This is a genomic window from Trinickia sp., assembly GCF_051961175.1.
Taxonomy (GTDB): Bacteria; Pseudomonadota; Gammaproteobacteria; order Burkholderiales; family Burkholderiaceae; genus Trinickia.
Map to the genome: position 1 here is coordinate 1 of NZ_JBQCDN010000353.1, position 11949 is coordinate 11949.

Here is an 11949-nt window from a genome sequence, read left to right on the forward strand (position 1 = left end):
TCGACGTCGTCGGCACGCGCCGTCAGCATGATCACAGGGATGTCGTCGCCCGTCGCACGCAGCTTGCGCAGCGCGGTGAGGCCGTCCACACCCGGCATCATCAGATCGAGCACGATCAGATCCGGCCGCTCGCGTTCGAGCCGGCGCTCGAGGGTCGCAGCATCGTGCAGCACCGAAACCTCGATGCCTTGACGGACGAGGTAGTCGCGCAGGAGATCGCGCAATTCAGCGTCGTCATCGACGACGAGGATTTGAGTAGCCATGGCGGCAAGTTTAACGCTAGCCGCCTGCGTCCTGACATCAGAGGCACGCCAAAGGGTTACGGACCGTTACCGCGCGACGCGCCCGTAATGGCACGTAACAGCCCGAGGGAGCGGCGTAACACGCATCGGCGGCGGGGCGCCTAGCCTGATGGTACGGAGCCTGCGCCTATCGCGCGGCTCAACTTCCGAATGTTCAGGAGTATCCGATGAAGCAACCCTCGCCCTCACTGCCCCTCACCCGGCGCAAGCAGAAAACGAATTTGATTTCCCGCCGCTCGTTGCGTTGGGTCGCCGTGACGGCCGCGGCGCTCACGCTGGGTTTCGGGACGGCTTACGCCGTCGAAGGCGCCTCGGGGCCCGACGGTGCGGGCGCGTGGCATCACGGGTGGCGCGGCCATCATCATGACGAAGGCATGATGCTCATGATGGAGCTCGGCAAGCTGCACAACGAGCTCAAACTCACGCTCACCCCGGCGGAAGAGCAACTTTGGCAGAACGCGCTGGAGACGATGAAACAGGCGCACGAGGCCGCTCGCGCCGATCACGAAGCCGCGCGCAAACAGTTCGAGGCTTTGAGCCAGCAGCCGGTCATCGATCTGAACGCCATGCACGACGCCCATGAAAAGCTTCAGGATCAGGAGCGGCAACGGCACGAGCAAGTGGCGGCGGCCTGGCTGAAGGTCTACAACAGCCTGAGCGAACAACAGAAGAAGGTTGTCAGCGACGACATCAAACAGCATTTCGCCCGGATGATGCACCACCGCGAAGGAATGATGGAGCAGGGGCATGACGGTGGGCCCGGAGCAAAGCCATCGCAAAATCAGTAATTCGAATCGGTCATTCAGCCGGCCCTGGCAGCCGGTTTCAGCCTTCTTGCCCTCATGTGCGCTGTCTCTCCCGCGCACATCCTTCCGCCGCGGCCCATTGACGCCGCGGCTTTTTTCCCAGTGCCGGCCGCGCCAAGGCTCGCAAGCCCCTTCTCTCCGCACGCACGGGTTCGCCTCACTAGCGTCAAGTTTCGCTTCAGGTAAAATACCGCGCTTTTCCGGCCGGTCGTTCTATTCGCGTGGCGGCGGTGACCGTTACGGCGGACGGGAGGCTCACCGGTAGCCGGCGCGAGGCATGCCCGGGGCCGGGCCATCGCTGCTCGCCCTTGATGCCGCGGCGCTGGCCCCAATAAGGGCGGCACATCATTTTTGGCCGCTTAGTATTTCGTTTCGCGGTGCGCACCGATGGCGCGCCGTCAAGGACTGCACTTCCAACCATGTTTCTTCAAGGCTACGGCCCGCTGATCCTCGCCGGCACTTGGCAGACCGTCAAGCTGTCGCTGCTGTCGCTCGCGCTGGCCTTCGTGCTGGGCCTGATCGGCGCGGCAGCGAAGCTTTCGAAAAACCGCCTGTCGAGCGGCATCGGCACCGTCTATACGACGCTCGTGCGCGGCGTGCCCGATCTCGTGCTGATGCTGCTGCTCTTTTACAGCATCCAGATCTGGCTCAACAATCTGACCGACCTGCTCGGCTGGGACCAGATCGATATCGACCCGTTCGTGGCCGGCATCGTCGTGCTCGGATTCATCTACGGGGCCTATTTCACCGAGACGTTTCGCGGCGCCTTCCTCTCCGTGCCGCGCGGCCAGCTCGAGGCGGGCGCCGCCTACGGCATGACAGGCTGGCAGACCTTCTCGCGCATCATGTTCCCGCAGATGATGCGTTTCGCGCTGCCCGGCATCGGCAACAACTGGCAGGTGATGGTGAAAGCCACCGCGCTGGTGTCGATCATCGGCCTCGCCGACGTCGTCAAAGCCAGCCAGGATGCCGGCAAGGGCACGTTGCGATTTTTCTTCTTCACGTTGATCGCGGGCGCGATTTATCTCGCCATCACGACGATTTCGAATCTCGTCCTGCTCTGGCTCGAGAAGCGGTACTCGATCGGTGTGCGTAAAGCCGAGCTATAAGATCTGTCCATCTCCACCATGATCGAGCTGATTCACGACTACTGGCGCAACTACCTGTTCACCGATGGCTACCAGACGACGGGCCTGGCCATCACGATGTGGCTGCTTGTCGTATCGATCGGCATCGGTTTCTGCCTCTCGGTGCCGCTGGCTTGTGCGCGGGTATCGCGCAATAGAGTGCTTTCGGGCGCCGTCTGGCTGTATACGTACATTTTTCGTGGCACGCCGCTCTACGTGCAGTTGCTGCTCTGCTATACGGGGCTATACAGCCTCGAGGTGGTCCGCAATCACGAGTTGCTGAACGCGTTCTTCCGCCAGGGAATGAACTGCACGCTGCTCGCGTTCACGCTGAACACCTGCGCGTACACCACCGAGATTTTCGCGGGCTCGATCAAGGCGACGGCCTACGGCGAGATCGAGGCGGCGCGTGCCTATGGCATGTCGACGTTTACGCTTTATCGGCGCGTCATTTTGCCCTCGGCACTGCGGCGCGCCCTGCCGCTGTACAGCAACGAAGTCATTCTGATGCTCCACGCGACGACGGTCGCATTCACGGCCACGGTGCCCGATATCCTCAAGGTCGCCCGTGACGCCAACTCGGCAACGTATATGTCGTTCCAGGCGTTCGGCATCGCGGCGCTGCTCTATCTCGGCATCTCGTTCGCGCTCGTCGCGCTGTTTCGCCGCGCCGAGAGGCGCTGGCTCGCCTATCTGCGCCCGCAAGGCAAGTAACTCATGCATAAGCTTTTCATCGACGATCTGCACAAGCACTACGGCAGCAACGAAGTGCTCAAGGGTGTTTCGCTCAAGGCCAAGGCCGGCGACGTGATCAGCGTCATTGGCTCGTCGGGCTCGGGCAAGAGCACGATGCTCCGCTGTATTAACTTTCTCGAACAGCCGAGCGCCGGACGCATCTATGTCGATGGCGAAGAGGTGCGCACGGCTAAGGACAAGACGGGTGCGCTGCGCGTATCCGATCAGAAGCAACTGCAGCGGATCCGCACGAAGCTGTCGATGGTGTTTCAGCACTTCAATCTCTGGGCGCATATGAACGTGCTCGAGAATGTGGTGGAAGCGCCGATGCATGTGCTGGGGATGGCTCGAAAAGAGGCCGAAGCGCGGGCACGGACGTACCTCGAGAAGGTGGGACTTACGCCTCGGCTCGAGAAGCAGTATCCGTCGCATTTGTCAGGGGGGCAGCAGCAGCGCGTGGCGATCGCGCGTGCGTTGGCGATGAATCCCGATGTGATGCTGTTCGACGAGCCGACTTCCGCGCTCGATCCGGAGTTGGTCGGCGAGGTGCTGAAGGTGATGCAGAAGCTGGCTGAGGAAGGCCGGACGATGATCGTCGTGACGCACGAGATGGGGTTCGCACGCAACGTGTCGAATCACGTCATGTTCCTGCATCAAGGGCGCGTGGAAGAGGAAGGCGCGCCGCAGGAGGTGTTCGACAATACCAAGAGCGAGCGGCTGCGGCAGTTCTTGGCGGGGAGTTTGAAGTAGGAATGGGTTGAGCCTTTAACGGTTGGGTTTCGACATAGGGTTCACCGCTGCGTGAGCCTCGTGGGTGATTGGGCCGCCCTGAGCCTGCGGGTGTTCGTCGAAGACATCCGTGGTCGGCGTCGAAATCCGTCCTTCGTGGCCGGCTCTTCCCGCTTTCCCGCACACACCGGCGGCGCCCCCGGAAGACAGACCGGTCTTCCGCGCCGCGAATTCGCCCTGCGATCTGCACCACTCGCGATCATCGTCAGGCACAAGGTGGGCACACGGCCGGCACTCCGATTACCTTCTTCAATATTTCTCGTCAATACCTAAATTCCTCAACGCCAACTTCCGTGCAACCTGTGCGTCCGTTGTCGCACTACGACACGCAAGGCGCTGCGGGCCGCCGCGGCGGACCGTCCCAGCATATGGATATGGCAATTAAGAGACACCTGCTAGCGAGACTACGATTTGCTTGGCCACAGGCATGTATTTTTGCTAAATTAGTAACCAAAGTAGCAAAACAAAGTTCTGCAAATGTAGTTTTACTTCAAACGAGGAGACGCCGCCCCACGAGCGGCCTCGAACCCGACCACAGCGCGTCCGGCTCACCCAGCCCGCAGCTACGGCTCGAGCGTTCCGATGGATCTCCCCTGATACGGATTCCCGCTTGGGCGATGCTCTCGCCCGAGCGCTATTCGCAGTACTGGCTTCACTTTTGACAGGGTAAATGGAGGAGAAGATGAAGAAAGCTTTGCTCGCAGCGGCGCTCATGTCGGCTGGTGTCATTGCACACGCACAAAGCAGCGTGACGCTGTACGGCCGTGTGGATGCCGGCCTCGAGTATATGTCGGGCCTGCAAAACGGCGCCGGCGGTTCGACCTCGCGTTGGCGCGCAGAAAGCGGCGACTGGGGCACGAGCCTTTGGGGCTTGAAGGGCGCTGAAGACATCGGTGGCGGCAACCAAGTGCTGTTCAAGTTGGAAAACGGCTTCAACCTGATGAACGGCCAGCTCCAAAGCAGCCTCTTCAATCGGTGGGCGACGGTCGGCCTCTCCAATGCGAACTACGGTACGTTCACGATGGGCCGCATGCTGTACATCTCGAACGGCGTGTGGGACTTCGATCCGTTCGGTCAATCGAGCTGGTCGTCGGCATCGCTCGTGCGTGGCCGCAACTGGCCGCAGTCGAGCAACAACCTGGCGTATCAATCGCCGAAGTTCGGCGGCTTCGACTTCTACGGTCAATACGCGCTGTCGAACCAGACGAAATGGAACGGCAATAGCACGGCCGCGGGCGCGCAAGGTCGCGAAGACGGTCTGCAATTGACGTACACGAGCTCGCTGTTCCAAGTGCGTGGCATTTATGACGAAATCCGCAATCCGGCAAATGGCCAGTTGAACGGCTCCGATGGCGGATTCACGTTCTCGCGTGAGTACACGGCAGCCGCAAACGTATTCCTCGGCTCCATCAAGCTCCAAGCCGCGTATCAAGCGATCCGTACGTCGGGCGCCACCGGCCTCGCAGCCGGCACGCCGACGTCGCTCGATCACGAATGGGGTGGCGTGACGTGGCAAGCCACGCCGGCGCTGGCCGCAATCGGCGCGGTGTATCACGTGAACGGCAACAACGGTGCTGGCAACGCGACGATGTACACGATCGGCGGCACGTACAACCTGTCCAAGCGCACGCTGCTCGACATTCAGATCGCCCACGTGCGTAACAGCAAGGCCGCGAACTTCAGCCTGGAAGCGACGGGCGCTGGCTCGAGCAACCTGGAAAACCCGGTTGCCGGTCACACCCAATCGGGCGTCTACGCTGGTATTCAGCACTCGTTCTAAGCGAACGGCGTAGCCAAAAAGAACAGACTTAACTCAGTTTTACAGTTTCAAGTTTCACGCTGCTGCGAGAGGCGCGTATCGGTGCGATGTCCCGTCAGGGCGTCGCACCTTTTTTTTGTGTCGAAGCTTTTATCGTTGTACCAGCGCTCACCGTCTTGAGCGGTGTCCCTGCATGTCATATCGTTGCAAGCCAAGGCGGCCGCACGACATGCATGCGGCGAGCGCCCGGGCTCAATACCTGAGCGTCGAGCGCCGTACGCTTCGCGCCTTAAACTGCCGCTTCGTTCTCTTCGCCCGTGCGGATCCGAATCACGCGCTCCACTTCGGTCACGAAGATCTTGCCGTCGCCGATCTTACCCGTGCGCGCCGCACCGATGATCGCATCGATGACTTGATCGCATTGCGCCGCCGCCACCACCACTTCGATCTTCACCTTAGGCAGAAAATCGACGACGTACTCGGCGCCGCGATACAACTCGGTGTGCCCCTTCTGACGGCCGAAGCCCTTGACCTCGGTGACGGTCAGCCCCGTCAAGCCAACTTCTGCCAGCGCCTCGCGCACTTCGTCGAGCTTGAACGGTTTGATGATGGCGGTGATACGTTTCATGATTTGCCTCTACCTCTCGGGGATCCGACAAACTGATGGATCGGGATCAAAGAATGGATCGATTCTACCCTGCGGTGCCAAACGCACCGCAGCGCGGCTTCATTGGATCGGCTCGGTATAGCGCGAGGTGATCGGATATCGCCAATCCCGCCCGAACGCGCGATGCGTGACGCGAATGCCGATAGGCGCCTGACGCCGCTTATATTCGTTGAGCTTGATCAGGCGCGTGACGCGAGCAACGTCCTGCCGTGCGTAGCCGGCCGCGACGATCTCGGTGAGCGATTTGTCCTCTTCCATATACATGCGCATGATCGCATCGAGCACCTCGTACGGCGGCAGGCTGTCCTGATCGGTCTGGTTATCGCGCAGTTCCGCCGACGGCGCGCGCGTGAGAATCCGCTCGGGAATGACATCGCGCCGAGCGAACGACGCCGCGCCATTGCGGTAATGGCACAACCGATAAACGAGCGTCTTGGCAATGTCCTTGATGACAGCGAAGCCGCCCGCCATATCGCCGTACAGCGTGCAATAGCCCACCGCCATTTCGCTCTTGTTGCCCGTGGTGAGCACGAGCGAGCCGAACTTGTTCGAGAGCGCCATCAAGAGCGTGCCGCGGATCCGCGCCTGAATATTCTCTTCCGTCGCATCCTCGGGCAAGCCGTCGAATTCGCCCGCCAGCGCGCCGCGGAACGCTTCCATCATCGGTGCGATCGCGATTTCGTCGTACCGCACGCCGACGCGCCGCGCCATCTCGGCCGCATCGGAGGTGGAAATGTCGGCCGTATAGCGCGACGGCATCATCACGGCCCGCACACGTTCGGCGCCCAGCGCATCGCAGGCGATCGCGAGCACGAGCGCCGAATCGACGCCACCCGACAGCCCGATGATCGCGCCGGGAAAACCGTTCTTGCCGATGTAGTCGCGCACGCCGAGCACAAGCGCCGCATAGACCTGCGCTTCAAGCGAATCCGCCGGGACGATTTGCCCCGCCAGCGGCCGGCCGTCGTCGAATTCGACCATCGCATGGCCCTCGACGAACTGCGCCATTCGCGCGACCATCTGGCCTTCCTCGTCGAGCACGAACGAGCCGCCATCGAAGATCAGCTCGTCCTGGCCGCCGACGAGGTTCACGTAGACAACCGGCATGCCCGTCTCGGCCACGCGCGAGCGGACAATATCGACGCGCGTCGCTTCCTTGTTAATGTGAAACGGCGATGCGTTCGGAATCAGCAACACCTGCGCGCCCGCTGCCTTCGCGAGTTGCGCGGCCGATGAATGCCAGGCATCTTCGCAGATGATGAGCCCGTACTTCACGCCGTCGAGCGGGAAGACGAACGGCGTCGTGGCCGACGCGAAGTAGCGCTTTTCGTCGAACACCTCGGTATTGGGCAGATCCTGCTTCAGGTAGGTGCCGACGATTTTGCCGTCGGCGATCACCGACGCCGCATTGTAGGTGTCGACAGGCGATGCCCCACGCTCGATCGGCCGGTTTGCATTACCATCGTCATGCGCCGTCCCGATGGCGCGATGCGGATGTCCGACGATCACATGCAGGCCGGCCAGCGGTTGCAGTTGCTGCGCCAACTCGGCGAGCGCCGCGGCGCTCGCGGCATAAAAAGCCGGGCGCAGCAGCAAGTCTTCGGGCGGATAGCCTGAAAGCGACAGCTCGGGCGTGATCACGAGCTTGGCGCCGTCGCGGTGCGCGGCGCGCGCCACGTCGACGATCTTCGCGATGTTGCCGGCGAAATCGCCGACGGTAACGTTGATTTGTGCTAAAGCGATACGGGTCTTCATGAGCTGTGAGCGGCGAGCGGCCGGACGGCGGAATGACTCGACAAAACGAACGACGGGCGCGCGCGAGAACGCACACGCATCGCGCCGTCCCGAAGAACACGGTTACACGGTTAGACAGTTGAAACAGGAACGCATCGATTATCGCATGGGGCTCCTCGCCTCGCCGGCTGAAGTCGACGCACGGGAATGGAACGCGCTCGTCGCGCGCCAGGAACAGCCGACGCCGTTCTTGCGCCACGAGTTCCTGAGCGCGCTGACAAGCACCCAATGCGCGACCGAAGAGACGGGCTGGGCGCCGCGATTCGTCACGCTCGTCGACGAGCGCACGGGCGCGCTCGCCGCCATGGCGCCGCTGTACGTGAAGCATCACTCGTATGGCGAGTACGTCTTCGACTGGGCCTGGGCCGACGCCTATCAGCGCAACGGCTTGTCGTACTACCCGAAGCTCGTCTGCGCCGTGCCGTTCACGCCCGTGCAAGGCACGCGTTTGATCGCCGTCGATGACGCCGCGCGGCGCCAGCTCGCCGCCACACTCGTCGCGCTCGCCGAGCAATCCGACGTCTCCTCGCTGCATGTGCTGTTTCCGACCGAACGCGAAGCCGACGCCCTCGCTGGCTTAGGGATGATGCGCCGCGAAGGCATCCAGTTTCACTGGCTCAACGACGGCTACCGCGACTTCGACGATTTCCTCTCGACACTCGAACAAAAAAAGCGCAAGAACATCCGCGCGGAGCGGCGCAAGGTGCGCGAGGCCGGCGTCAGGCTGCGCCGCGTGCGCGGCGAGGACGCGACCGATGCCGATTGGCGATTCTTCAACCGCTGCTATCGGCAGACGTACCGCGAGCACTTTTCCTCGCCGTATCTGAATCTCGACTTTTTTCGCACGATCGGGCAATCGATGCCCGAAAACCTGCTGCTCGTGATCGCCGAGCATGACGGGCGCCCCATCGCCAGTTCACTGCTCGTCTATCAGCGCGACGCCAAAACGGGCGGCGTGCTCTATGGGCGTTACTGGGGGGCGATAGAACACGTGCCGTGCCTGCACTTCGAAACGGCCTACTATCAGCCGCTCGAGTTCTGTATCGAAGAAAAGCTCGCGGTATTCGAAGGCGGTGCGCAAGGCGAGCACAAGATGGCGCGGGGATTCATGCCTACGGTCACGCATTCGGCGCACTGGCTCGCGCATCCGGCGTTCGCCGATGCCGTCGCGCGCTTTCTCGATAACGAGGCGAATATGATCCATGCGCACGTCGACGAATTGCGCGAGCACGATCCGTTCAAAAGACGGGCTTAACAGCGGCTCACTACGTCAACGGATCGATGCGACGATGGCTTGGTTTCTCTATTTGATCGAATGCGCGGACGGCAGCGTCTATACGGGCATCGCCACCGATGTTCAGGCGCGCTACGCGAAGCACGTGACGGGCAAGGGGGCCCGCTACACGCGAGCGCGCAAGCCCGTTGCGCTGCTCGCGTCGTTCGAACTCGCCGATCGTTCCAGCGCGTTGCGCGCCGAATATCGGGTCAAGCAGCTCGCGCCGGCCGACAAGCGTGCGCTCGCCGCCGGCACGCGCACGCTCGAATCGGTCCTGCCCGAACTGGCTCTTACGCTTACTTCTTGAAGTTCGCGGCGCCGTCGGTGATTTCCTTGTGCGCGGCATCGATGCCGGCCCACCCTTCCACCTTGACCCACTTGCCCCTTTCAAGCGCCTTGTATTGCTCGAAGAAGTGCTTGATCTGATCCTTGAGGTAGCCAGGTACATCGTCGATCGACTTCATGTGCGCCGTCATCGGGCACAGCTTGTCGTGCGGCACGGCCACGAGCTTGGCATCGACACCCGATTCGTCAGTCATTTGCAGCATGCCCAGGGCGCGCGAGCGCACGACGCAGCCCGGAATCAGCGGGAACGGCGTGATGACGAGCACGTCGACCGGATCGCCGTCGCCCGAGAGCGTTTGCGGAATATAGCCGTAGTTGACCGGGTAGCGCATGCCCGTGCCGATGAAACGATCGACGACGAGCAGGCCCAGTTCCTTGTCCGCCTCGTACTTGACCGGATCGCTTTGCGCCGGGATTTCGATGATGACGTTGAAGTCTTGCGGAAGATCCTTACCCGCGGGCACGTGATTGAAGCTCATGGCGTTCTCTTCAGGAAATGGGAAACGGGAAAGCGTGAGGCTCGCGCCGGATGCGGCAGCGGTGCATGCTCGGTCGAGATGCGCGCGCACAGCCGGTGAACGCACCGCTGGCGGCAGCCAGCATTGCGCGCCATTATAGCCGAGCGGCGCGTGCCACTTCCCGCGCGGAACGCGCCATAATCGCGCTTGGTGACGTTTCGACAGACGGTTCTGACTCAAAAACGAGGAGCCTTGGATGGAAGAAGCGAAGCACTTCATCGGCGGTGGCTGGGCCGCCCCGGCTGCGAACGAGTCGATCGAGATGATCGATCCGTCGGACGGCCAACCGTTCGCGCGCATCGCGCGGGGCAATGCCGCCGATATCGGCGCCGCCGTCGCGGCCGCCCGCTCGGCCTATGAGGGCGCATGGGGGCGGATGAACGCCGCCGAGCGCGGCCGGGCGCTGTACCGGCTCTCGGTGCGGGTCGCCGCCTGCGCCGAGGAGTTGGCGCGGCTCGAAGCACGCGACACCGGCAAACCGCTGCGCGAGGCACGCGCCGATGCCGCCGCGCTCGCGCGCTACTTCGAGTTCTATGCAGGTGCGTGCGACAAACTGCACGGCGAGACGCTCCCCTACCAATCCGGCTACACGGTGCTGACCGTGCGCGAACCGCACGGCGTCACCGGTCATATCGTGCCGTGGAACTACCCGATGCAGATTTTCGGGCGCAGCGCCGGTGCCGCGCTCGCGGCCGGCAATGCGTGCGTCGTCAAGCCATCCGAGGATGCCTGCCTGTCGCTGCTGCGTGTGGCCGAGCTATCGGCCGAAGCCGGCCTGCCCGCGGGCGCGCTCAACATCGTCACGGGCTATGGCACCGAAGCCGGCGCCGCGCTCGCAAGCCACCCGGGTGTCGATCACGTCTCGTTTACGGGCTCACCGAGCGTCGGCACGGTCGTCTCCCAACTGGCCGCCGAGCACCATGCCTGCGTCACACTCGAACTCGGCGGTAAATCGCCGCAAATCGTGTTCGCCGACGCCGATCTCGACGCGGCCTTACCCACGCTCATGACCGCCATCGTCCAAAACGCCGGCCAGACCTGCTCGGCAGGCAGCCGCGTACTGATCGAGCGGGCTGTCTATGCACCGCTCGCCGAGCGCCTGGCCGCGGCGTTCCGCGCCCTGCGAGTCGGCCCGAGCACAAGCGATCTCGATTGCGGCCCGCTCATCAACGCCAAGCAGCATCGGCGCGTGGCGCAGTTCGTCGCCGACACCCGGCGCGACGGGATCCGTCTGGCCGCGCAAGGCGAAATCGTGGCCGGTGCGCCCTCCGGCGGGTTCTACCAAGCTCCGGCGCTATTCACCGACGTACCGCCCGAACATCGCATCGCCCAAGAGGAAATCTTCGGGCCCGTGCTCGCCGCGCTACCCTTCGACGACGAAGAACATGCGCTAGCGCTGGCGAACGGCACGCGCTACGGGCTCGTCGCTGGCGTCTGGACGCGCGACGGCGCGCGTCAGTTGCGCCTTGCCCAGCGGCTGCGCGCGGGGCAGGTGTTCGTGAACAACTACGGTGCGGGCGGCGGCGTCGAATTGCCGTTCGGCGGTACGGGGCAATCGGGCCATGGGCGCGAGAAAGGCTTCGAGGCGCTATACGGCTTCACCACACTAAAGACGATCGCGATCCGGCACGGCTAGGCGGCCGGCTGGCCGATATCGCGTCGAAATGGCCACAACCGCGACAACGAACGACAACGACAACAGCAACAACAAAAACATCGACATGAACGAAAGCGCGCGGGACGTGCAAAAGAGCGCGCGCATCAGGAGCGGAAGCCGAATCAAAATCTACAGGCCGACGAGGCCAGGAGGCAGACAGCATGCGATTGCAAG

The 11949-nt window shown here is 62.8% G+C and carries 12 protein-coding genes; 8 read left to right on the plus strand and 4 right to left on the minus strand.

All coding sequences use genetic code 11. The annotated features are described in order from the left end of the window. On the minus strand, window positions 1-263 hold a 263-nt coding region (locus tag ACTHL0_RS20465; protein ID WP_440568712.1), incomplete at its 3' end, for a response regulator. A gap of 206 nt (window positions 264-469) precedes the next feature. On the opposite strand from ACTHL0_RS20465, the gene ACTHL0_RS20470 reads away from it, so the two are divergent. The 5 genes from ACTHL0_RS20470 to ACTHL0_RS20490 all read left to right on the plus strand — a co-directional run bounded on the left by ACTHL0_RS20470 (window position 470) and on the right by ACTHL0_RS20490 (window position 5539). After that, window positions 470-1090, plus strand: coding sequence for a periplasmic heavy metal sensor (locus ACTHL0_RS20470; protein ID WP_440568713.1), 621 nt, complete (start codon window positions 470-472; stop codon window positions 1088-1090). A gap of 437 nt (window positions 1091-1527) precedes the next feature. Then, window positions 1528-2217, plus strand: coding sequence for an ABC transporter permease (locus tag ACTHL0_RS20475; protein ID WP_440568715.1), 690 nt, complete (start codon window positions 1528-1530; stop codon window positions 2215-2217). A gap of 18 nt (window positions 2218-2235) precedes the next feature. Further along, entirely contained in the window at window positions 2236-2949 is a 714-nt protein-coding gene (locus ACTHL0_RS20480; protein WP_440568716.1) for an ABC transporter permease, read from the plus strand. Between the two features lie 3 nt (window positions 2950-2952). Further along, a complete protein-coding gene (locus tag ACTHL0_RS20485) occupies window positions 2953-3720 on the plus strand; it encodes an ABC transporter ATP-binding protein (RefSeq protein ID WP_440568718.1) in 768 nt (255 codons plus the stop codon). A gap of 721 nt (window positions 3721-4441) precedes the next feature. Next, window positions 4442-5539 carry a porin gene (locus ACTHL0_RS20490; protein ID WP_440568719.1) on the plus strand — a complete coding sequence of 366 codons (1098 nt, stop codon included), beginning with the start codon at window positions 4442-4444 and terminating at the stop codon, window positions 5537-5539. Between the two features lie 268 nt (window positions 5540-5807). Here ACTHL0_RS20490 and ACTHL0_RS20495 read toward each other — a convergent pair whose 3' ends face one another. Both ACTHL0_RS20495 and ACTHL0_RS20500 read right to left on the minus strand, forming a co-directional pair. Continuing rightward, entirely contained in the window at window positions 5808-6146 is a 339-nt protein-coding gene (locus ACTHL0_RS20495; RefSeq protein ID WP_102649078.1) for a P-II family nitrogen regulator, read from the minus strand. A 99-nt stretch (window positions 6147-6245) separates the two neighbouring features. Next, window positions 6246-7940 (minus strand): NAD+ synthase, encoded by a 1695-nt coding sequence (locus ACTHL0_RS20500; protein WP_440568720.1) that lies wholly within the window; start codon window positions 7938-7940, stop codon window positions 6246-6248. 118 nt (window positions 7941-8058) lie between these two features. On the opposite strand from ACTHL0_RS20500, the gene ACTHL0_RS20505 reads away from it, so the two are divergent. Both ACTHL0_RS20505 and ACTHL0_RS20510 read left to right on the plus strand, forming a co-directional pair. Beyond that, on the plus strand, window positions 8059-9234 hold the full coding sequence (locus tag ACTHL0_RS20505; protein WP_440568721.1) for a GNAT family N-acetyltransferase: 1176 nt from the start codon (window positions 8059-8061) through the stop codon (window positions 9232-9234). A 34-nt stretch (window positions 9235-9268) separates the two neighbouring features. Further along, entirely contained in the window at window positions 9269-9562 is a 294-nt protein-coding gene (locus ACTHL0_RS20510; RefSeq protein ID WP_440568722.1) for a GIY-YIG nuclease family protein, read from the plus strand. On the opposite strand, the gene ppa is transcribed toward ACTHL0_RS20510, so the two are convergent. Next, complete coding sequence (gene ppa / locus ACTHL0_RS20515) at window positions 9552-10079, minus strand: inorganic diphosphatase (protein WP_440568723.1); 528 nt, start codon at window positions 10077-10079, stop codon at window positions 9552-9554. The two genes, ACTHL0_RS20510 and ppa, sit on opposite strands and share 11 nt — an antisense overlap. 235 nt (window positions 10080-10314) lie before the next feature. Here ppa and ACTHL0_RS20520 point away from each other — a divergent pair, with 235 nt between their 5' ends. Continuing rightward, window positions 10315-11754: an aldehyde dehydrogenase family protein gene (locus tag ACTHL0_RS20520; protein WP_440568724.1), complete on the plus strand. Its 1440-nt coding sequence runs from the start codon at window positions 10315-10317 to the stop codon at window positions 11752-11754. Window positions 11755-11949 lie beyond the last annotated feature (195 nt).